At 62.2% G+C, this 21,749-nt stretch carries 20 protein-coding genes and 7 tRNA genes; 3 read left to right on the top strand and 24 right to left on the bottom strand.

Annotation, left to right across the window (positions count from 1 at the left end; genetic code table 11):
* Positions 1–38: 38 nt before the first annotated feature.
* The 13 genes from HU719_RS04250 to uvrB form a co-directional block, all read right to left on the bottom strand.
* Positions 39–485, bottom strand: coding sequence for an Hsp20 family protein (locus HU719_RS04250; protein ID WP_186521328.1), 447 nt, complete (start codon positions 483–485; stop codon positions 39–41).
* A gap of 129 nt (positions 486–614) precedes the next feature.
* Positions 615–1,586, bottom strand: a complete 972-nt coding sequence (locus HU719_RS04245; protein ID WP_186521330.1) for a tRNA dihydrouridine synthase — start codon at positions 1,584–1,586, stop codon at positions 615–617.
* Between the two features lie 52 nt (positions 1,587–1,638).
* Complete coding sequence (locus HU719_RS04240; RefSeq protein ID WP_186521332.1) at positions 1,639–2,073, bottom strand: acyl-CoA thioesterase; 435 nt, start codon at positions 2,071–2,073, stop codon at positions 1,639–1,641.
* A 43-nt stretch (positions 2,074–2,116) separates the two neighbouring features.
* Complete coding sequence (locus tag HU719_RS04235) at positions 2,117–2,950, bottom strand: alpha/beta fold hydrolase (protein ID WP_186521334.1); 834 nt, start codon at positions 2,948–2,950, stop codon at positions 2,117–2,119.
* A 26-nt stretch (positions 2,951–2,976) separates the two neighbouring features.
* Positions 2,977–3,516 carry a TetR/AcrR family transcriptional regulator gene (locus HU719_RS04230; protein WP_186536949.1) on the bottom strand — a complete coding sequence of 180 codons (540 nt, stop codon included), beginning with the start codon at positions 3,514–3,516 and terminating at the stop codon, positions 2,977–2,979.
* 168 nt (positions 3,517–3,684) lie between these two features.
* Positions 3,685–3,760: transfer RNA gene (locus HU719_RS04225), tRNA-Glu, on the bottom strand.
* Between the two features lie 43 nt (positions 3,761–3,803).
* Positions 3,804–3,879, bottom strand: a tRNA-Ala gene (locus tag HU719_RS04220).
* Between the two features lie 67 nt (positions 3,880–3,946).
* A tRNA-Glu gene (locus HU719_RS04215) sits at positions 3,947–4,022 on the bottom strand.
* 43 nt (positions 4,023–4,065) lie between these two features.
* Positions 4,066–4,141: transfer RNA gene (locus HU719_RS04210), tRNA-Ala, on the bottom strand.
* Positions 4,142–4,194: 53 nt separating this feature from the next.
* A tRNA-Glu gene (locus tag HU719_RS04205) sits at positions 4,195–4,270 on the bottom strand.
* 71 nt (positions 4,271–4,341) lie between these two features.
* A tRNA-Ala gene (locus HU719_RS04200) sits at positions 4,342–4,417 on the bottom strand.
* A 213-nt stretch (positions 4,418–4,630) separates the two neighbouring features.
* Entirely contained in the window at positions 4,631–6,112 is a 1,482-nt protein-coding gene (gene gltX, locus HU719_RS04195) for a glutamate--tRNA ligase (protein WP_186535354.1), read from the bottom strand.
* A 181-nt stretch (positions 6,113–6,293) separates the two neighbouring features.
* Entirely contained in the window at positions 6,294–8,309 is a 2,016-nt protein-coding gene (uvrB, locus tag HU719_RS04190) for an excinuclease ABC subunit UvrB (protein WP_186535352.1), read from the bottom strand.
* 288 nt (positions 8,310–8,597) lie between these two features.
* On the opposite strand from uvrB, the gene HU719_RS04185 reads away from it, so the two are divergent.
* Positions 8,598–9,794, top strand: coding sequence for an amino acid aminotransferase (locus HU719_RS04185; protein ID WP_186521105.1), 1,197 nt, complete (start codon positions 8,598–8,600; stop codon positions 9,792–9,794).
* Between the two features lie 61 nt (positions 9,795–9,855).
* Positions 9,856–9,931, top strand: a tRNA-Asn gene (locus tag HU719_RS04180).
* Positions 9,932–9,974: 43 nt separating this feature from the next.
* On the opposite strand, the gene HU719_RS04175 is transcribed toward HU719_RS04180, so the two are convergent.
* Complete coding sequence (locus HU719_RS04175; RefSeq protein WP_186521106.1) at positions 9,975–11,180, bottom strand: benzoate/H(+) symporter BenE family transporter; 1,206 nt, start codon at positions 11,178–11,180, stop codon at positions 9,975–9,977.
* Between the two features lie 101 nt (positions 11,181–11,281).
* On the opposite strand from HU719_RS04175, the gene pdxR reads away from it, so the two are divergent.
* Positions 11,282–12,778: a MocR-like pyridoxine biosynthesis transcription factor PdxR gene (gene pdxR / locus HU719_RS04170; protein ID WP_186521107.1), complete on the top strand. Its 1,497-nt coding sequence runs from the start codon at positions 11,282–11,284 to the stop codon at positions 12,776–12,778.
* 15 nt (positions 12,779–12,793) lie between these two features.
* Here pdxR and HU719_RS04165 read toward each other — a convergent pair whose 3' ends face one another.
* The 10 genes from HU719_RS04165 to fabF all read right to left on the bottom strand — a co-directional run bounded on the left by HU719_RS04165 (position 12,794) and on the right by fabF (position 21,746).
* A complete protein-coding gene (locus tag HU719_RS04165; RefSeq protein WP_186535350.1) occupies positions 12,794–13,354 on the bottom strand; it encodes a DUF1285 domain-containing protein in 561 nt (186 codons plus the stop codon).
* 11 nt (positions 13,355–13,365) lie between these two features.
* Entirely contained in the window at positions 13,366–13,971 is a 606-nt protein-coding gene (locus HU719_RS04160) for a DUF4823 domain-containing protein (RefSeq protein WP_186521109.1), read from the bottom strand.
* Between the two features lie 66 nt (positions 13,972–14,037).
* On the bottom strand, positions 14,038–15,006 hold the full coding sequence (locus HU719_RS04155; protein WP_186521110.1) for a GTP 3',8-cyclase MoaA: 969 nt from the start codon (positions 15,004–15,006) through the stop codon (positions 14,038–14,040).
* 82 nt (positions 15,007–15,088) lie between these two features.
* Complete coding sequence (locus tag HU719_RS04150; RefSeq protein WP_019473685.1) at positions 15,089–15,724, bottom strand: TetR/AcrR family transcriptional regulator; 636 nt, start codon at positions 15,722–15,724, stop codon at positions 15,089–15,091.
* Between the two features lie 378 nt (positions 15,725–16,102).
* Positions 16,103–16,885, bottom strand: a complete 783-nt coding sequence (locus tag HU719_RS04145; protein WP_186521111.1) for a TatD family hydrolase — start codon at positions 16,883–16,885, stop codon at positions 16,103–16,105.
* A 31-nt stretch (positions 16,886–16,916) separates the two neighbouring features.
* A complete protein-coding gene (locus tag HU719_RS04140; RefSeq protein WP_186535341.1) occupies positions 16,917–17,903 on the bottom strand; it encodes a DNA polymerase III subunit delta' in 987 nt (328 codons plus the stop codon).
* Positions 17,896–18,528, bottom strand: coding sequence for a dTMP kinase (gene tmk / locus HU719_RS04135; RefSeq protein WP_186521113.1), 633 nt, complete (start codon positions 18,526–18,528; stop codon positions 17,896–17,898). Before tmk ends, HU719_RS04140 begins: the two co-directional genes overlap by 8 nt.
* A 9-nt stretch (positions 18,529–18,537) precedes the next feature.
* Complete coding sequence (mltG, locus tag HU719_RS04130; protein ID WP_186535339.1) at positions 18,538–19,683, bottom strand: endolytic transglycosylase MltG; 1,146 nt, start codon at positions 19,681–19,683, stop codon at positions 18,538–18,540.
* Between the two features lie 3 nt (positions 19,684–19,686).
* Positions 19,687–20,502 carry an aminodeoxychorismate lyase gene (gene pabC, locus HU719_RS04125; RefSeq protein WP_186535337.1) on the bottom strand — a complete coding sequence of 272 codons (816 nt, stop codon included), beginning with the start codon at positions 20,500–20,502 and terminating at the stop codon, positions 19,687–19,689.
* Positions 20,502–21,746 carry a beta-ketoacyl-ACP synthase II gene (gene fabF, locus HU719_RS04120; protein ID WP_186535329.1) on the bottom strand — a complete coding sequence of 415 codons (1,245 nt, stop codon included), beginning with the start codon at positions 21,744–21,746 and terminating at the stop codon, positions 20,502–20,504. Before fabF ends, pabC begins: the two co-directional genes overlap by 1 nt.
* Positions 21,747–21,749 lie beyond the last annotated feature (3 nt).

Raw genomic sequence — 21,749 nt, 5'->3', positions numbered from 1 at the left:
GGCACCCGAAGGTGCCCTCTTTGTGCATCCTACCGAACTTAGTTCAGCGCAGGCTTTTCGCCGTTGATCGGGATGCGTTTGGCCTTGGCCTCTTCCGGCACGATGCGCAGCAGTTCGATGCTGAGCAGGCCGTTGGCAAGACCTGCGCCTTGTACCTCGATGTGGTCCGCCAGGCGGAACGACAGCTTGAAGGCGCGCTGGGCAATGCCCTGGTGCAGATAAGTGACGCTATTGGCCGTATCGTTTTCGCGCTTGCCACCGGTAACCGTCAGAACACCCTTCTCGACCTGCAAGTCGAGGTCCTGATCCTGGAAGCCGGCCGCGGCAACCACGATGCGATACTTGTCTTCGCCGTGTTTCTCCACGTTGTAGGGCGGGTAGCTGCTACCTGCCTCATTGCGGGCGGCCGATTCGAACAAGTCGTTGAAACGGTCGAAGCCCACGGAATTACGGAACAGTGGAGCGAGGGAGAAAGCAGTAGTCATAGTCATAAACTCCTGAGAATCAGCAAGTAAGTCACTGCGCGACCCGACTTCGGCATCGCGTACTCAAAGAGATAGGGGCCGCCAAAACGCTTTCAAGGCCCACCTGCAAAATTTTTTCGGGGTGCAATTTCAGGCAACCGAAGCCTGCAACGGCAGCGCGGACACGCCCAGCAATGCGCTGATGCGTTGGCAGTCATCTTCGCGGCGCAGTTCGGCGAACAAGGTGACCGCCTCGGGATAACCGCGGGTCAGCATCGCTACCCACTGTTTCATGCGCCCCGGCGCATAGCGCGGCGACAACTTGGCTTGGGCCTGCCGCCAGAACTCGCGCAGCAACGGCAGCATTTCGCCCCAGCTCATGGGCGTGTAGTCACGGCCATCGCGGGCAGCGGCAATCTGCAGGGCAAGGTCTGGGCGCGATACCAGCCCGCGGCCCAGCATGATGTGCTCGGCGCCGCTGACTTCGCGGCAACGCCGCCAGTCGTCAACGGTCCAGATTTCACCATTGGCGAACACCGGCACCTTGACCACATCCTGCACCCGCGCCACCCACTCCCAGTGGGCTGGCGGCTTGTAGCCTTCGACCTTGGTGCGGGCATGCACCACCAGGTGCTCGGCGCCACCTTCGGCCAAGGCGATGCCGCAGTCCAGCGCGCCATCGGGGCTATCAAAGCCCAGGCGCATTTTTGCGGTGACCGGGATATGCGCAGGGACCTGGCGACGCACTTCACGCACGATGGCATGCAGCAGCTCGGGCTCTTTGAGCAACACGGCCCCGCCACGGGATTTGTTCACGGTCTTGGCCGGGCAACCGAAATTAAGGTCGATCACCGGTGCGCCCAACTCGCAGGCAAGGGCTGCGTTTTCTGCCAGGCATACCGGGTCCGAACCAAGCAACTGCACGCGCATCGGCACGCCTGCCGCCGTGCGTGCGCCATGGCGCAGCTCGGGTGCAAGTTTGTCGAAGGAGGACTCAGGCAGCAGGCGGTCGCAGACGCGGATGAACTCGGTCACGCACCAGTCGATGCCACCCACGCGAGTGAGGACATCACGCAGGATGTTGTCGACCAGCCCCTCCATCGGGGCCAGAGCAATTTGCATTTGAGGGTCTCGGGGCGCAAAAGGCGGCAGTCTAGCAAAGTTTCGCCAGCGCTCAGTTGCCGATCAGCGCCGGTGCATAACCTTCGATGAACTCGGCCGGCATCCGGCGGGGCTTGCCCGTGGACAGTTCAATACAGGCAAAGGTGGTTTGCGCGCGCAACAGGGTCACGCCATCGCTTGGGCGCTTGAGCTGGAAACGCCGGGTCATGCGCAGGCGCATGTCCCAATCGACGATCCAGGTGGCCAATTGCAATTCATCATCCTGGTACGCCGCTGCAAGGTAATCGATTTCGTGACGTACTACCGCCATCGCTCGGTCCAGGCGGCGATATTCGGCAAGGTCCAGGCCCAGACGCTGCGAGTGGCGCCAGGCGCAGCGCTCAAGCCAGGTCACGTACACGGCATTGTTGGCATGGCCAAGGCCATCGATGTCTTCGCCGCCGACGCGCAGGTCGATAACGAATGGTGCTTCCAGATCCCAGTTCATGCCCGCTCCCGGCGTCAGTCAACGGGCAGAGTGTAACGGATGCTCAGGCGCTTTGCCGGACACGCTGCACGGCGCGCGCCAGCAACTCAAGCACCGCCTGGCCAAGGCGCGGGTCGGCCAGCACGCGCTGGTGGCCGCCCTCTTCGAGCAGCATCAGTTGGCTGTCGAACCAGGCCTTGTGAATGAGCTGCGACTCACCGGCTGACACCAGTGAATCATCAGCGGCGTGTACCACCAACCCCGGAAGGTCGAGCTGGTAGCGGCTCACATCAAGGCGCGCCACCTGCACCCCGACATCGCGCTCCACTTGACGAATGAATGCGGCGCGCGCTCGCGCCGGCATGCCCAGGTGCCGGGCAAAGCCGCGCAATACCCCGAGCAGTTGCGCAGGCGCGGCAATACTCACCGCAGCCTCTGCGCGCAGCCCCCACTGCAATGCCAGCAACACACTGGCGCCGCCCATCGAATGGCCGATCACAGCGCGCAATGGCGGCAGCTCCGCCGCTGCCTCCAGCAGGGCTCGGGCAAACAACACCACATGCGCCTGTTGCCCAGGAGAGCGGCCATGGGCTGGACCTTCCAGTGCCACCACGGTGTGCCCGGCCACGACCAAAGTGTCGATCAGCGCAGCAAACTGGGTCGGCCGCCCTTCCCAACCATGCATCAGCAATACCGTAGGGCCCTGGCCCCAGCGCAGCGCCGACAAGCCAAAGCGCAGGGTAATACGCTCGGCCGTGGCTAACAGAGGTAGCTCCCACTGCCTCGGCGGCAGGTTACGCGGCGTCATGAAGGCGCGCCGCATACGCCCGGCAATATGTTCGGGGGCAAAGTGGCCAAGGGTGCCGTTGACGCCGCGAATCCAGGTCAGGGTAGCCATCGTCATGCTCCAAAAGGTGCTTCAGTTCAGATAACTGCCGTTTTGGCGGCGCGCAGAACACGGTCGGACAACTCGCCGTCGCCCAGCGCACGGGCGACGGCCAGGCCGCCAACCATGAGAGCGAAATCGGCAAGCGCCTTGTCGATGTCCTCCGGGGAGTCGACCATTTGCGCGGTCATCAGCTCGATGTGCTCGACCAATACGTCGCGGAAAGCTTGGGGCAGACGCGCGAGTTCGCTGAGGGCATTGGGGATCGGGCAGGCTTGCACCTGAGCATCGCGGTGTTTGCGCGACAGGTAGAACGCCGCCACCAACGCGCGTCGCGCTGCGCCGTCGAGGTTTGCGTCAGCACTGGCGAGCAGCGCGCGGCGCTCGGCAAGCAGTTGGCTGAAGGCCTCGAGCATCAGCTCGTCCTTGCTGTCGAAATGCGCGTAGAACCCACCTACGGTAAGCCCGGCAGCCCCCATTACCTGGCTGACGCTCGGCTCGGCGGGGCCGTGCTGGATGAGCGCGCTGCGAGCAGCATCAAGGATACGTTCGCGGGTTTTGGCTTTTTTATCGTTCATGCGCGCCTCGAAATATTATGAACAACATATTATGCGCATAATATTTTCTGGCAAGCAGAAACTGCAGCCGCTGATCGGCTGGGCTATTTTTTGGAGGGCAGAAAAAACAAAAGGCTCATTCAATAAGCGAATGAGCCTTATAAGTCCCGCAAAACGCGGGTAAAAAATTGGCGTCCCCTAGGGGACTCGAACCCCTGTTACCGCCGTGAAAGGGCGGTGTCCTAGGCCACTAGACGAAGGGGACTTTAACCTTCGTGCCGGTACGTTCAAAACGAACCGTGGCGGATTGGTGGAGCTAAGCGGGATCGAACCGCTGACCTCCTGCATGCCATGCAGGCGCTCTCCCAGCTGAGCTATAGCCCCGAGGTAAAACAAAAGGCTCATCTAACTAATGATGAGCCTTTCAACTCCCGCAAGACGCGGGTAAAAATGGCGTCCCCTAGGGGACTCGAACCCCTGTTACCGCCGTGAAAGGGCGGTGTCCTAGGCCACTAGACGAAGGGGACGTAACCTTCGTGCCGATTCGTTTAAAACGAACCGCGGCAAAATTGGTGGAGCTAAGCGGGATCGAACCGCTGACCTCCTGCATGCCATGCAGGCGCTCTCCCAGCTGAGCTATAGCCCCGGATTTTTAGCCTCGCGGCCCAGCGACATACTTAAACATCGCTTGTGTAAAACTGGCGTCCCCTAGGGGACTCGAACCCCTGTTACCGCCGTGAAAGGGCGGTGTCCTAGGCCACTAGACGAAGGGGACGAACCTTCTTACCTTCAAGACCCGGTGCTGTACCCGATCTTGCTTACCAGCCTTGGCTGTTAAGCGGAATTTGGTGGAGCTAAGCGGGATCGAACCGCTGACCTCCTGCATGCCATGCAGGCGCTCTCCCAGCTGAGCTATAGCCCCACAATGTCGCTTTGAACAGAATTACTGGCTGGGTGCCTGGCAACTCGTTTTTGTTCATCGCTGTGGACGGGGCGCATATTAAGATCCGATTGCGGGGCTGTCAAACGAATTCTTGAAAAAAACCAAAAACTTTTTCACAGATAACAATCACTTACCGCCCTGCCCTGTTGGCTCGGAGCGTCGCAGCCTCGCTGCGGCGCTCCGACAGCTGGCTCAAGCAATGTTGGCCAGCAGTTTTTCCCATTCCTTGTTTTCTTTCTTCGACACACCGCCGAGCAAGTCGAGGGCCTGGCGCAGACGGAAACGGGTCAGGTCGGGGCCAAGAATTTCCATGGCATCAAGCACAGAAACCGAGCTCGCCTGGCCGGAAATGGCAGCGAACATCAGCGGCATGGCGTCACGCAGCTTGAGCTCCAGCGACTCGACTACCGCCTGAATGCAACCGGTGATGCGGTCCTTTTCCCACTGGCGCAGGCTTTCGAGCTTCCACAAAATCAACTGCATGACCTGACGCACCTGGTCAGCAGACAGTTTTTTGCTTTCGAACAGCTTCGCATCGAGCTTCAGCGCGCCTTCGAAGAAGAAGCCGCCCAGGGGTGCGATCTGGCTGAAGGTCTCGACCCGGCCTTGAACATGGGGGGCGATTTTCATCATGTAGTCGCTGTTGAACGCCCACTTCTGCACGCGTTCGGCAAATTCGTGCACCGGCAATTCGCGCAGCCATTGGCCGTTGAGCCAGCTGAGTTTTTCGATGTCGAAAATCGGCCCGCCGAGCGAGACACGCGACAGGTCGAAGTGCTCGACCATTTCGGCCAGGGAGAACTTCTCGCGTTCATCGGGCATCGACCAGCCCATGCGGCCCAGGTAGTTGAGCATCGCCTCAGGCATGAACCCCATGCGCTCGTAGAAGGTCACCGAGGTCGGGTTCTTGCGCTTGGACAGCTTACTCTTGTCGGGGTTGCGCAGCAGTGGCATGTAGCACAGCTTGGGCTGCTCCCAACCGAAGTACTCGTACAGCTTGATCAGCTTGGGCGCCGACGGCAGCCACTCTTCGCCACGCAGCACGTGGGTGATGCCCATCAGATGGTCATCGACCACGTTGGCCAGGAAGTAGGTCGGCAGGCCGTCATTTTTCATCAGCACCTGCATGTCCATGCGGTCCCATGGAATTTCGACATCACCGCGCAGCATGTCCGGCACCACGCATACGCCTTCGCTTGGCACCTTCATGCGGATCACATGCGGCTCGCCTGCTGCCAGGCGGCGCTGCACTTCCTCGTCGCTCAGCAGCAGCGCACGGCCGTCGTAACGAGGGGTTTCACCGCGGGCCATCTGCTCGGCGCGCATCTGCTCCAGCTCTTCGGCGGTGCAGAAGCAATAGAAGGCATGGCCGGCATCGACCAGTTGCTTGGCGTATTTTGCGTAGATTTCGCCACGCTCGCTCTGCCGGTAGGGGCCGTGTGGGCCGCCGACGTCCGGGCCTTCGTTCCACTCGATACCGAGCCAGCGCAGGGCGTCGAAGATCTGCTGCTCCGACTCGCGCGTGGAGCGCAGTTGGTCCGTGTCTTCGATACGCAGGATGAACTCACCGCCATGCTGCTTGGCGAAGCAGTAGTTGAACAAGGCGATGTAGGCGGTGCCGACATGGGGGTCGCCAGTGGGCGATGGCGCGATACGCGTGCGAACGGTGGTCATTGAGGGTCTCGGACGAAGATTGAAACAAAGGCCGGATGTTAGCAGGGAGCGGGCACTTGGCTCCAGTGATGCAGGTTTTGCGCTGGAACGGCGGGGCCGCTTTGCGCCCCATCGCGGTGGTTCTGCACTCCGAGCAAGCCTGCTCCGACGAAAGCAGCTTTCAGCACTCTGCTGTGAGCGGTCAGAGGGTCAGCAGGCGCTCGCGCAGCTTGCCGATGTCGTCCCGCAGCTGTGCGGCGGCCTCGAACTCGAGGTCGCGGGCAAACTGGAACATTTTCTCTTCCAGTTGCTTGATGCGCTTGGTGACATCGGCAGGCGTCTGCAGCTCGGCCTCAAGACGCTCGGCTTCCTGGGCAGCTTTGGCCTGGCCCTTGCGCTTCTTGCTGCGCGCCCCCGGCACCGTGGCGCCTTCGAGAATGTCGGTGATGTCCTTGACCACGCCCTTGGGCACAATGCCGTGGGCTTCGTTATGGGCCACCTGCTTGGTGCGGCGCCGGTCGGTTTCGTCGATGGCGCGCTGCATCGAGCCGGTGATGCTGTCGCCGTACAGGATCGCCTTGCCATTGAGGTTACGCGCCGCACGGCCGATGGTCTGGATAAGCGAACGCTCCGAGCGCAGGAAGCCTTCCTTGTCGGCGTCAAGAATCGCCACCAAGGAAACTTCTGGCATGTCCAGGCCCTCGCGCAGCAGGTTGATGCCCACCAACACATCGAAGGTCCCCAGGCGCAGGTCGCGGATGATTTCCACCCGCTCGACCGTGTCGATGTCCGAGTGCAGGTAACGCACCCGCACGTCGTGGTCGGCCAGGTAATCAGTAAGGTCCTCGGCCATGCGTTTGGTCAGTGTGGTGGCCAACACCCGCTCCCCCACCGCCACACGCTTGCCGATTTCCGAAAGCAGGTCGTCGACCTGGGTAAGCGCGGGGCGAACCTCGACCTCGGGGTCGATCAGCCCGGTGGGGCGCACCACCTGCTCGATGATGCGGCCGGCGTGTTCGGCCTCGTACGGGCCAGGCGTGGCCGAGACGAAAATGGTCTGCGGGCTGACCGCCTCCCACTCATCGAAACGCATTGGCCGGTTGTCCAGCGCCGAGGGCATGCGGAAGCCGTACTCGACCAGGGTTTCCTTGCGTGAGCGGTCGCCCTTGTACATGGCGCCCACCTGGGGAACGCTGACGTGGGATTCGTCGATGACCAGCAGCGCATCTGGCGGCAGGTAGTCATACAACGTGGGCGGCGGAGCGCCGGCCGGGCGCCCGGACAGGTAGCGGGAGTAGTTCTCGATGCCGTTGCAGTAACCCAGCTCGAGGATCATCTCAAGGTCAAACCGGGTACGCTGTTCGAGACGCTGGGCCTCGACCAGTTTGTTGTGCTTGTGCAGGTACTCAAGGCGGTCCTTGAGTTCTTCCTTGATGCCCTCCACTGCCCCCAACAATGTCTCGCGCGGGGTGACGTAGTGCGACTTGGGGTAGAAAGTGAAGCGCGGCAGTTTGCGGATGACCTCGCCCGTCAGCGGGTCGAAGGCGGCAATGTTCTCGACCTCGTCATCGAACAGCTCGATACGGATGGCCTCAAGGTCCGACTCGGCGGGGAACACGTCGATCACATCGCCACGCACGCGGAACGTGGCACGGGCGAAGTCCATCTCGTTGCGGGTGTACTGCAGGTCGGCAAGGCGGCGTAGCAGTTCGCGCTGGTCGAGTTTGTCGCCACGGTCGACGTGCAGCACCATTTTCAGGTATGTCTCGGGGCTACCCAGACCATAGATGCACGAAACCGTGGTGACGATGATCGCATCGCGCCGCTCCAGCAGGGCCTTGGTGGCCGACAGGCGCATCTGCTCGATATGGTCGTTGATCGAGGCGTCCTTCTCGATGAAGGTGTCCGATGACGGCACGTAGGCTTCTGGCTGGTAGTAGTCGTAGTAGGAGACGAAGTACTCGACCGCGTTGTTGGGGAAGAACGCCTTGAACTCGCCATACAACTGCGCTGCCAGGGTTTTGTTGGGCGCCAGCACCATGGTCGGGCGCTGCACCTGCTGGATGACGTTGGCGATGCTGAACGTCTTGCCCGAGCCGGTTACCCCCAGCAGCGTCTGGTGCGAAAGGCCGGCATTGATGCCCTCGACCATTTGACGGATGGCCTCAGGCTGGTCGCCGGCCGGCTGAAAGCGGGTGACGAGCTGGAACTCGGACATGACGGACCTCTCGGGCGCTGCAGTAACTGTAAATTTAGCCAGTAGTCTATACCTAAAAGCGCTGCCCGGGCGACGCATCCGACCCCGAGCTGTGAACGCCTGTTTCAATGGACCGGGCAATTCGACCAATGGTTGAAAAATATTTGCGCAAACGGCAGCAAAAGGCGCGCCCAACTGTCGCAGTGACCGGTCGGTATCACTATACTGACTCCCCGTTTGTGCACCGCTTCAGTGCATTCGGCTGGAGCGTGCAACCCCTATCACTCTCCTATCAGAGCCAATGTAACAATGAGCCTGTTTTCCGCTGTCGAGCTGGCACCCCGCGACCCTATCCTGGGCCTGAACGAAGCCTTCAACGCCGATCCGCGCACCGACAAGGTGAACCTCGGTGTGGGCGTGTACTGCAACGAGGAAGGCCGCATTCCACTGCTGCGCGCAGTGATCGAAGCCGAAACCGCTCGTGCTGCACAGCACGCATCGCGCGGCTACCTGCCGATCGACGGTATCGCGCAGTACGACCAGGCCGTGCAAAAGCTGCTGTTCGGCGCTGATTCGCCGCTGCTGGCCGCTGGCCGCGTGGTCACCGTGCAGGCCGTGGGCGGCACTGGCGCACTGAAGATCGGCGCCGACTTCCTCAAGCGCGTGGCACCTGGCGCGGTCGTCGCGATCAGCGACCCAAGCTGGGAAAACCACCGTGCACTGTTTGAAGCGGCTGGTTTCCCGGTGCACAACTACCGCTATTACGATGCCGCCAGCCACGACGTCAACCGTGCCGGCATGCTCGAAGACCTCAACAACCTGCCATCGGGTTCGGTCATCGTCCTGCACGCCTGCTGCCACAACCCGACCGGCGTCGACCTGTCGCTGGACGACTGGAAAAACGTGCTTGAAGTGGTCAAGGCCAAGGGCCACGTGCCGTTCCTCGACATGGCCTACCAGGGCTTTGGCGACGGCATCGCCGAAGACGCCTTTGCCGTGCGCCTGTTTGCCGAGTCGGGCCTGGAGTTCTTCGTTTCGAGTTCGTTCTCCAAGTCGTTCTCGCTGTACGGCGAGCGCGTAGGCGCACTGTCGATCGTGACCGCTTCGAAAGACGAGAGCACCCGCGTGCTGTCGCAGGTCAAGCGCGTGATCCGCACTACCTATTCCAACCCGCCCACCCACGGTGCCAGCATCGTTGCCGCAGTCCTGAACAGCGATGAGCTGCGCCAGATGTGGGAAACCGAGCTTGGCGAGATGCGTACCCGCATCCACGGCATGCGCAAGCAAATGGTGCAATTGCTGGCCGAGTACGGCGCCAACCGCGACTTCAGCTTCGTTGGCCGCCAGGTCGGCATGTTCTCCTACTCGGGCTTGACCTGCGAGCAGGTCGCACGCCTGAAGAACGAGTTCGGTATCTATGCCCTGGACACCGGCCGTATTGCGGTCGCTGCCCTGAACCAGAGCAACATCCATGTGGTCTGCAAGGCCATCGTAGCGGTACTGTAACTCGTTGATTACCTTGAGGAAGCTTGACTTTCTCAAGGCCGCGAATAAGATAGCGGCAGATTCCGCGATAGCTCAGTCGGTAGAGCAAATGACTGTTAATCATTGGGTCCCTGGTTCGAGTCCAGGTCGCGGAGCCAAATCTTCGAAAACCGCCTTCCTGGCGGTTTTTTTATTTCAGCGCTACCGCCTTGGCAGCCGAATTGGCAAACGCCCGTTGAGCACCCCATAGGCCAGCAGGCCGATCACCAGGCCCCAGAACGCCCCGCCAACGCCGAGCAAGTTGATGTTGGCAGCAGCTGCCAGAAAAGTAATCAACGCCGCGTCCCGGGTTTTGCCCTCGGCCATGGCGCTCGCCAGGCTACCGCCAATGGTACCCAGCAAGGCAAGGCCCGCCAATGTAGTGATGAAAGTGGCCGGAAACGCCATGAACACGGCGGCAAGGGTTACCCCGAACACCCCGACCAGGATATAGAACACACCCGCGGCAATGCCTGCGATCCAGCGTTTGGATGGCACCTCATGGGCCTCTTTGCCGGTGCAGATGGCGGCGGTGATCGCGGCGATGTTGAAGGCATGGGAACCGAACGGCGCCATCAGCAGCGACCCCAGCCCAGTCAGGGTCACGATGGGGTTGGCACTGGTGTTGAAGCCATCATTGCGCAACACCAGCATGCCCGGCATGTACTGGCCCGTAAGGGTGATCAGAAACAGCGGCAACGCCACGCTGAGCAGGGCATTGACGGAAAACTCCGGGCGCGTGAATACCGGCGCCGCAAATTGCAGGGCCAGCCCAGACATGTCGACACGCCCCTGAACCAGCAGAAAGGCCAGCCCCAACCCGAGAATCCCCACCACGGCGTAGCGCGCACTGAACCGCTTGAACAGCATGTAGGCCGCGATCAGCAAACCGACCAGCAGCGGGTCGAGGCTCATGCCGCCAAAAGCACCAATGCCAAATTGCAGCAGGATGCCGGCCAACAGCCCTGCGGCCACGCCCTGCGGGATCAGCCGGATGAGTTTTTCGAAGCACCCGGACAACCCCAGCAGCACGAAGGCTGCTGCCGAGATCATGTAGGCGCCCACTGCCTCGGCATACGGCGTGCTGCCCAGGGCTACCACCAGAAACGCAGCCGCAGGGGTCGACCAGGCGGTGATGATCGGCACACGCGTCACCCAGCTCAACAGCAGCCCGGTAACCCCTACGCCAATCGACACAGACCACACCCAGGAGGCGGTCAGCTCAGGGCTGAGCCCTGCGACCTTGGCGGCCTGGAATACCAGGATGAAGGTGCCGCCATAGTTGACAATGACCGAGATCAGCCCGGCGACAATCGGGTGAATCAGGTCGTTTGGGCGGATACGTGAACGAACGGCTGTAGAAGACATTGCGCGGGTTGCTCCCTGCATTCAGGTGTTGGCGAGGGAACGAGTCTACGAATAAAATGGCCTGCCGCTTCAGGCCAATTCAAGGAATGTGAGCAGACCACATGGCGAAAACCTTCGAGTTCGATACGCTGAAGATGCGCGTTCACGACGGCGAATTGCAGGTGCTCGACCTGCACCAGCGCATTCAGCGTGCCCTGCGCGGCATGATTCTGGACGGCAACCTGGCCCCGGCACTGAAGCTGCCGGCCACTCGCGCCTTGGCCAAGTCACTCGGCGTTGCCCGCGACACGGTCGAGAACGCCTACGTGCAACTGCACCGCGATGGCTTTATCGTGCGCCGCGCAGGCTCTGGCAGCTATGTCGCCGAAACATTGGGCGCCGTGTTACGCGGCGCAGAGCCGCAACGGGTGAAGCTGCAACAGGCAACGCGCCGCGAGACGGCGCCCGAAGCAGGCCTGAGCCGACGCGGGCAGATGCTTCTGGATAGCGGCGGCATCAGCGACCAACAAGTGGTCAAGGCTTTTGCCACAGGCCTGCCAGAAACCCGGACGTTTCCGGCAGATGTTTGGGAGCGTTTGCAGCGCCAAGTCATGAAGGACTACCGCGCCAGCGTACTGCTGCATGGCGACCCGCAAGGCGCCGCGCCCCTGCGCAAGGCTATCGCCACCTACCTGAACCTCGAACGGGGCGCCAAGTGTTGCCCCGAGCAGGTTCTGGTGTTGAGCAGCACACGCCAGGCCCTGTTCCTGTGCGCCCAGTTGCTGGTGGACGCCGGCAAGCCGATCCTGCTGGAGAACCCGGGCTACTTCGGCGCAAAAAAAGCGTTCGAAGCCGCTGAGGCCAAGGTCGTACCCATAGAAGTGGATGCGCAGGGCATCCGCACCGACCTGCTACAGGCTGACCGCAGCGGGGCCAATTGTGTGTACGTCACGCCGTCCCATCAATACCCGACCGGCGCAACACTGCCCCTGGAGCGCAGGCTGGAGCTGATCCGCTGGGCCCATCAACATGGCAAGTGGATCATCGAGGATGACTACGACAGCGAATTCCACTATGACGGCCTGCCGACCGCGTGCGTGCAAGGCCTGGACAAGCACCAACGCACGATCTACATCGGCACCTTCAGCAAGACGCTCTCTCCGGGGTTGCGCATAGGCTACATGGTGTTGCCCGCAGAGTTGGTGAAGGCCTTCACCTACGCGCGCAGCATCATGGATGGCCATACGCCGCAGATTCTTCAGCTGACCCTTGCGCGCTTCATGGACGACGGCCATTACAACGCCCACGTGCGCGCCATGCGCAAGCTCTACGCCGGCCGGCGCGTGGCAATGCTCGATGCCATCGGCGAGCATCTGAGCGGTATTGTCACCGCCCTGCGGCCCCAGGGCGGGCTACAGATTCCATGCCTGTTGGCCGAAGGCTGGGCGGAGGAAAAGACCATTCGCCAGGCTGCCAGCGCAGGCGTGCAACTGCCTGGCCTCAGCCGCCTGTACGCAGGCGAGGAGAAGAAACAAGGCTGGCTGTTGGGTTATTCGTCGCTGGCCGCCCATGAAATACAAGCAGCCATGCAGCGCTTGGCCAAAGCGCTACACAGGTAACTGGCCGCTGGTACCTCAGGCGCTAGGCCCGATCGGGTAGAACTCGCCCGCGCTCCATACACCAAGCCACTCCTGGCCATCGATCAGGCGCGGGACTGCCAGCTCGACCAACTGGTAGAACACGTTGCGGTGCACCAACGCTTCAAGGTTGCTGCGAACCCGCACATAGGGCGAGGGCTCGCCCGTGACGGGGTCGGTGACGACCCGCAGTGGGTGGTCGGGGCCAGCCAGCACCTGCTCGTCGACATTGGTGGTAAAGCTCAGCACCTGCTGCTCGCCCTGCCCTTGCACATCGACCAGCACCGCCACAAAGGGGGCGTCATCCACCTGGATACCGACTTTTTCAACCGGGGTTACCAGGAAATAGGCATCGCCGTCGCGGCGAATGATGGTGGAAAACAACCGTACCATCGGCTTGCGCCCAATGGGCGTGCCCAGGTAGTACCAGGTACCGTCCCGGGCGATGCGCATGTCGATATCACCGCAGAAATCCGGGTTCCACAGGTGCACCGGCGGTAGCCCTTTGGCACTTGGGATTTGTGCCAACAGATCGTTGGCCTTGCCGGATTCAGTCATCGGTTGCTCGCTCAGCGGCTCATGCCCAGAAGGCTACGAGCGTACTCGCGCATGGGCGCACCAAGCAAATCCTGCGGCGTGTTGTCGTGGAACGTCAACAAACCGCCACGGCTTTTGATGCGTGCAGTGTCGATCAGGTAGCGGGTGCTGGTCTCGATCAGCATCATCTGCACCACACCGGTATCCCAACCCAGGCGGTCGACGGCCTGGTCGTCGTACCACTCATCGCCGTTGCTTATACGGTCGTCGGTCCGCGCGAAGCGGGTGTACAGCACATAGTCGGCGCCCACCGAGCGCGCCTCGGCGATGGCCTGTTCCAGGCCCAACGGGCCTTGTGCACGGCGCACCAGCGGGAAGTACTCGACGAAACTCTTGAAGGCTTCTTCGGCTACGGCATTCTGCTTGGGCAGCGGGCCTTTGCCGGGCGGCATGAACGCACCCTGGCCGATGAAGATGAACGAGTCCGGCTGCAGGCGCACCGACAGGGTCCGGGTGGTGTCGCTGTGATCCAGCAAGCCCGCATCGCTCATGTGGTAACGGACGCCTTCGCCCATATCGCTGACATTCATGCAGCCGCCCAGCGCCATCAGCGCCAGCAGCAAGACCAGGCTACGCATCTTTCCTCCAGAGGCCGGTGACGAAAAACCGGCGAATAGCCGCCAGATGCAGCTTTTGCGCCAGAGTCAGCCGCCGATCACCTTCATCACCATGACATCCCCGGAAAACGCCACTTCCTGCTTGTCGGCCAAGGCTTTGACCAACAACCGCTGCAACCCGGGAAGAGCTTGATGACGCGGCTTGTCGAGCAGGTCGGCGACATAATGGCGGCTGCCCGACGACAAGCAGCCATGCAGCCAGCCGGTGGAGGACAGGCGCAGGCGCGAGCAGGTACGGCAAAACGGCACGCTTTCGTTGGCAATGACCCCGAAGTGGCCCTTGCCGGGAATGCTGTAGCGCAGCGCGGTAGCATCCAGCGGGCGGGGCGCCTGTTCGAAGACATGACGTTGGCCAATCAACCCCAGCAACTGCTCAAGGCTGACAAACTGTTGCAGGAAGGCGGCCCCGTCACGGGCCAAATGGCCCATGCGCATCAGCTCGATAAAGCGCAGCTCGTAGCCGCGCTCAAGGCAGTAGCCGAGCAGCGGCAGCACCTGGTCGAGATTTTGCCCGCGCATCGGCACCATATTGACCTTGATTGCCATGCCCGCCGCCCTCGCCTGCTCCATGCCGGCCAACACAGTGGCCAGGTCACCGCCGCGAGCAATGCGGCGAAAGGCCGTTGGGTCGAGGGTGTCGAGCGACACATTCAAGCGGCGGATGCCGGCATCGCGCAGCAACGGCAGTTTGCGCTCTAGCAACTGGCCGTTGGTGGTCAGGCTGATATCGCTCAGGCCAAGGCCTGCAACGCCTTGCACAAATGCGTCGAGGCGTGGGCTGAGCAAGGGTTCGCCGCCGGTAATACGCAAGCGCTCGACGCCCGCCGCCTCCACCAGATACGCCACCCCGCGCACTAGCGCTTGCGCAGACAACTCGTCCTGCGCAGCCACCAGGCGTTTGCCATCGGGTACGCAATACGTGCAGGCGTAATTGCAGGCAGCAGTCAGGCTGACGCGCAGGTTGCGAAAGCGCCTGCCTTGACGGTCGACGATCATGGGGACTCCGGCATGGAAGAATCGGGCCGGCAAAACCTGACTTATAAATCAGGTTTTGGCAAGCCCTGCCGGCAAAGTTGCGTCAGTTGGCGGGTTCTGGGTCGCGCTTGCGCTTGTTACCCATGCGCACGCCGATGTCCATGAGGAACTGGAAGAAGCCTTCCTGATCTTCCAGCACGTTGCTCCAGAACGGCGAGTGGTACAGGGCCACCGCACCGTGCACCAGCGCCCAGGCGGCGCAGTAATGGAAGTACGGCGGCACATCTTCGAGCTTGCCTTCGCTGATGCGGCCCTTGATGAGCTGGGTCAGTCGGTCGAAGTTGGAGGCACGAATGCTGTGCAGTTGCTCGACCATCTCTGGCACCTGGTTGCCCTTGACTACCTTTTCTTCAAGGCGGTCGAACAGCCGGTAGCGCTGCGGGTCGCGCATGCGGAATTCGAAATAGGCACGCGACAGGGCTTCTTTGTCACGGTCGACATCAGCCGAGTGCAACAGCTCGTTCAGGTCGCGCTCGTAGTCGAGCATCAGGCGCAGGTAAATCTCGGCCTTGGACTTGAAGTGCTTGTAGATCGTGCCTTTGCCAATGCCTACGGCGTCGGCGATCATCTCAACGGTAACGCTGTCCTCACCCTGTTCAAGGAACAGTTTGAGCGCGGTATCGAGGATTTCCTGCTCGCGGCGGCGAAATTCACGGACCTTACGAGGTTCTTTCTGCATGGGAAGGACTGGGATGACATTCGAAGCGGATGATTATGCCTAAGTGTTGGCAAATTGCACGGATCTTCCACTCTCAGGTGTGTTTCACGATACGTTCGGGCGGACTTGGCCTTGCACATGGCGCATCCGCCACCCTGCCATGCTGGCAATCGCAAACAGATGGCTGACGTATTCCAAATCTGTTTAAAAAACGACCAATTCAGACTGGCAGCCCGGTAAAGCTGACCAATACTAGAAGTGTTGGCATAGCGCATCCCCCCTAGCGGCGTGCCAATAAAGGTGCCAGGGACCGCGTACCTTTGTTTTACTCCTAATGGTCTTAACCCGGATTCCCCCCCAGAACCCGGGTTTTTTTTGTCACCGCGTTGCCAACTGCCCTCAGGCGACCCGCGCCAGGGGGAACAGGCGCTTGAAGTTGGCAGTGGTCTGCGCGGCCAGTTGCTCGTAGCTGGCGCCACGCAGCGAGGCGACGTACTCAGCCACCTCACGCACGTACTGCGGCAAGTTGGGCTTGCCGCGATAGGGAATCGGCGCAAGGTACGGCGAGTCGGTTTCGACCAGCAGACGGTCGACCGGCACCTGCCGGGCCACGTCACGCAATGCGTCGGCATTGCGGAACGTGACGATGCCCGACAGCGAAATGTAGTAGCCAAGGTCCAGTGCGGCCTTGGCCATTTCCCAGTCTTCGGTGAAGCAGTGCAGCACGCCGGCCTGGGGCAGGTTGGCCTCGCGCAGCAACGCCAGGGTATCGGCGCGGGCGGCGCGGGTGTGCACGATCACCGGCTTGCCGGTCTGCCGAGAAGCCTCCAGATGCAAGCGGAACGAGGCCTGCTGCAGCTCGGCAGCCTCCGGCTCGTAGTGGTAATCGAGGCCGGTTTCGCCAATGGCCACCACATGCGGATGGGCCAGTTCACGCAGCAGCCATTCCAGCGCCGGGGTTTCACCCGGCGCCAGGTCAAGTGGGTGTACGCCCACCGAGCAATCGACATCGGCATAGCGTTCACTCAGCGCCTTTACCGCGCCTGCGTTCTCGGCGCTGACGCCAATGCACAGAAAGTGCCCGACGCCACGCGCACGGGCGGCCTGCAGGGCAGCATCGAGGGAGCCGTGGTGGGCGCTGAGGTCAAGACGGTCGAGGTGGCAATGGGAATCTACGAGCATGGGGACGCGGCACACATGAATAAAATGAAAGTCAGCGGCTGCCCGGCAGTTGCACCCAGTGGGCGAGCAATGCCTCGAGCAGCAACACACGGTTGAGATTGGCCTTGCCGAGCACTTTCTGGCGTTGTTCGAGGATCCACGCCTGGACCTCGAGCACTTTGCCTTGGCGGCTCTTCTGCGCCAGGTACTGCACCACCTTGCGCATATCGGCCAAGCCTAACCCGTCCTCGTCCTGGGTCAACTGATAGCGCAGGATCAACTGCGACCAGTTGAAGAACCAGTCGAACAGCAGCAGCAGCGGCACAGTGTTCCAGGCTTCGGCCAACTGGGTAGGCGACTGTTGCTGCTTGAGCAGCTTTTTCACGCCCTCGGTAACCAGCGCGCGCTGCTCGCGCACACCTTGGGCCTGCAGCTTCACCGCCAGCAGCGGCGAGCCGGCTGCCAGGGTCAGCAGCTCTTCGCGGTCCTGCTCGCTGGTTTCGGCCAAGGCCTCGGCCAGCCAGGCAGTGCTTTGCCCCAGGCTCGGCTGCGGGCAGGCCACCTGTTGGCAGCGGCTCTTGATGGTCGGCAGCAAACGGCTTGGCTGATGGCTGACCAGCAGCAGGACGGTATCGCCCGACGGCTCTTCGAGGCTTTTGAGCAAGGCGTTGGCGGCGTTGATGTTCATCGCCTCGACGGGCTCGATCAGCACGACCTTGCGCCCGCCCTGCTGGGCCGTCTGCACCACGAACGAGACCAGCTCGCGCACCTGGTCGACCTTGATGGGCTTGTCGGCTTCTTCGGGTTCGAGGATGAAGTTGTCCGGGTGGCTACCGGCCTTGAGCAGCAGGCATGCCTTGCACTGCCCGCACGCCTCAAGCGCCTGGGGCCGCTGGCACAGCAGCAGTGCCATCAGCCGCTCGGCGATGGCGCGCTTGCCGATACCCTGCGGCCCGTGCAGCAAGTAAGCGTGGGCATGCTGGCTGCGCCCGGCCAGTTGCTGCCAAAGCGCCTGCTGCCAGGGGTAGGCTTCAGCCACGGCAACGCTCCACGATGCCCGGCACCAGCCCATCGATGGCGCGCTGTACGGCCTCTAGCGGCTGGCCGGCATCAAGCAGGCTGTAGCGCTGCGGATGCTGGGCTGCACGCTGCAGGTAGGCCTGGCGGACGGCTTCGAAGAACGCATGCCCTTCTTGCTCGAAACGGTCCAGCCGGCCACGGGCCGCAGCGCGGGCCAGGCCAATTTCAATGGGTAAATCGAAGACCAGGGTCAGGTCGGGGCGCAGCGTACCCTGGACGAAAGTCTCAAGGGTCGCGATGCGCTCGACGCACAGCCCGCGGCCACCGCCCTGGTACGCGTAGGTAGCGTCGGTAAAACGATCGCAAAGCACCACAGTGCCACGTGCCAGGGCCGGGCGAATCACCTGGGCCAAGTGCTGGGCACGGGCGGCGAACATCAGCAGCAGTTCGGTGTCGGCGGCCATGGTTTCGTCGCTCGGCGCCAGCAGCAGTTCGCGGATGCGCTCGGCCAGCGGCGTGCCACCTGGCTCGCGGGTCATGAGCACATCGATACCGTGTTCACGCAGGCGTGCGGCCAGGTACTCGCGGTTGGTGCTCTTGCCGGCGCCTTCGGGGCCTTCCAGGGTGATAAACAAGCCGCTCACAGGCGTTCCTTACTGTTGTTCAGGTGCCGGCGTTTCGGCCGGTACAGTTTGATCATCTGCCGGTGCCGGGCCTGCTGCGTCTGGCGCGGCCGCCGGCGCCTCGCCTGCCCCGGGCTGCGCTTGCGGCGCGGGGCTTGAGCGGTAGTCGGCACGGCGTTTGAGCTGGAATTCACGCACCGCACTGTTGTGGTCGTCCAGGTCATCGGAAAACACATGGCTGCCATCGCCGCGGGCGACGAAGTACAGGCTGGTACCGTCGCTTGGGTTGAGCGCTGCATGGATGGCCTCGCGCCCGACCATGGCAATCGGCGTCGGCGGCAGGCCGCTCATGGTGTAGGTGTTGTACGGGGTGGGTGCGCGCAGGTCGGCACGGGTGATGCGGCCGTTGTAGCGCTCACCCATGCCGTAGATGACCGTAGGGTCGGTCTGCAGCATCATGCCCAGACGCAGCCGGCGTACGAACACGCCGGCAATCTGACCGCGCTCCTGGGGTACGCCGGTCTCTTTCTCGACCAGCGAGGCCATGATCAGCGCCTGGTAAGGGTCGCGATACGGCAGGCCTTCGCTGCGCGCAGCCCACTCCTTGGCCAGCACTTCGTCCAGGCGCATGTACGCTTGCTGCAACAACTCCACATCGCTCATGCCGCGCACGAAGCGATAGGTGTCCGGGAAGAACCGCCCTTCAGGATGCACCCCGGTATGACCAAGCTTGTCCATGACCTCGGCGTCGCTGAGCCCATCGATGGTGTGGCCGAGCTTTTCATGCCTGGCCACGGCCGCGCGCACCTGGCGGAACGTCCAGCCCTCGACCAAGGTGATGTTGTATTGCACGACGTCACCACGGCGCCAGGCATCGAACAACTGGCCAACGGTCATGCCCGGGGTGATGCGGTATTCGCCGGTGTGCAGCGGTGTGCCGGCCATGTTGAAGCGCCAGTACAGGCGCAACCAGACAGCATCGTCCAGCAGGCCGTCGGTCTGCATGCGATAGAACATGCGGTTTGGGGTAGCGCCGGCGGGCACATCGAGCATGCGCTCTTGCGCCACTTGCAGAGGCTGCTCAAGCACCGAGTAGACCTTCCAGGCCGACCAACCCAGGGCCAGGCCGGCAAGGATCAAGCCCATTTCCAGCAGCAGCAGGAATTTGCGTCTCACGAATCAGGTATCCAGTAACGTACGGGCAACGGCCTGCAGTTTACGGGTGACTGGGCCTGCCGGCCAGTTCGACGCTGCGAATTCACGCACGGGCCAGACGCCGTAGACACTGTTGCAGACAAATACCTCGTCGGCCTGCTGCAGGTCATCAAGGCCAAGGTCACGCACTTGGGCGTCCAGGCCAAGCGCTGGGGCCTGAGCGAGCAAGGCATCACGCATGACCCCCGCCACACCGCAACGGCTCAGGTCAGCAGTCAGCAACGTGCCCCCCTTCAGCAAGAACAGATTGCTGTAGACCCCTTCGATTACACGCCCGTCTGTATCGCGCATCAAACCCTCGGCATAGCTGCTGTCCTGCCACTCGGCGCGGGCCAGTACTTGTTCGAGACGATTAAGGTGCTTGAGGCCGGCCAGCAGCGGCTGCTGGGCAAGGCGGGTCTGACAGGGGAACAGCCGCACGCCATCGGTAGCGTTGGCTTGCGGGTATGCGGGCAGCGGACTGCCTTGCAGAATGCGCCGTGCCGGGGCACCTGAGGCAGGCGCGTAGCCGCGTTGGCTATCACCACGGGTGACGATGAGTTTGGTCACGCCATCGCGTAAACGCGCGGCATAGCGCAACAGTTCATCGTGAATCAGTGCCTGATCGGCGTCGATTGCCAGGCGCCGGCAACCCAGCGCCAGGCGGTCGAGGTGCAGCGACAGCAGGCTGGGCCTGCCGTCGCGCACGGCGATGGTTTCGAACACGCCATCGCCGTAAGCCAGGCCGCGATTCTGCAGGTTCAGTGCAGACGCCTCCTGGCCGTCGACCCAGCTATGCATCAGCCAGGGAACCTGCGGAACACCAGCGAGCCGTTGGTGCCACCAAAGCCGAACGAGTTGGACAGCACCACATCGATAGGCATGCTGCGCGCCTGATGCGGTACGAAGTCCAGGTCGCAGCCTTCGTCGGGCTCGTCGAGGTTGATGGTCGGTGGCGCCATCTGGCTGTTGATCGCCAGCACGCTGAAGATAGCCTCTACTGCGCCTGCAGCCCCCAACAGGTGGCCAGTCATCGACTTTGTCGAGCTGACAGCCAGCTTGTAGGCATGCTCGCCAAACACCCGCTTGATGGCCGCCACTTCCGCGATGTCGCCTGCGGGTGTGGAAGTGCCGTGGGCGTTGATATAGCTGACCTCGGAAGGCTCGATGCCCGCATCGCGCAGGGCGTTGACCATGCAACGTGCCGCGCCCTCACCGGTGTCGGGTGGCGACGTCATGTGATACGCATCACCGCTCATGCCAAAGCCAACCAGCTCGGCATAAATGGTCGCACCGCGCGCCTTGGCGTGCTCCAGCTCTTCGAGCACCAGGGCACCTGCGCCATCGGACAGCACAAAGCCATCACGGCCCTTGTCCCATGGACGGCTGGCGCGGGCTGGCTCGTCGTTGCGGGTGGACAGCGCACGGGAAGCCCCGAAGCCGCCCATGCCCAGGCCGCAAGCAGCCATTTCGGCGCCACCGGCAATCATCACGTCGGCTTCGCCGTAGGCAATGTTGCGCGCGGCCATGCCGATGCAGTGGGTGCCAGTGGTGCAGGCAGTGGCGATCGCATAGTTCGGGCCTTGCATACCGAGATGGATCGACAGGAAGCCCGAGATCATGTTGATGATCGAGCCTGGCACGAAGAACGGCGAAATGCGCCGTGGCCCCTGCTCATGGAGCGTGCGGCTGGTTTCTTCGATATTGGTCAGCCCACCGATACCCGAACCCATGGCCACGCCAATGCGTTCACGGTTGGCGTCGGTAACTTCCAGGCCGGCGTTGCGCACCGCCTGAAAACCGGCCGCCAGGCCGTACTGAATGAACAGATCGAGCTTGCGAGCCTCTTTGGCCGACAGGTATTGCTCGACCTCAAAGCCTTTCACCGAGCCGCCGAAACGGGTGGAGTAGGCAGACAAGTCCGTATGTTCGATAGGACCGATGCCACTGCGGCCAGCCAGAATGCCCTGCCAGGTGCTCGGTACATCGGTACCAAGCGGCGACAGCATGCCCATACCGGTGACCACGACGCGTCTACGCGACACAGT

This window comes from Pseudomonas farsensis, assembly GCF_014268805.2.
GTDB classification, from domain to species: Bacteria; Pseudomonadota; Gammaproteobacteria; order Pseudomonadales; family Pseudomonadaceae; genus Aquipseudomonas; species Aquipseudomonas farsensis.
This window is presented reverse-complemented; position numbering and strand designations above follow the sequence as displayed.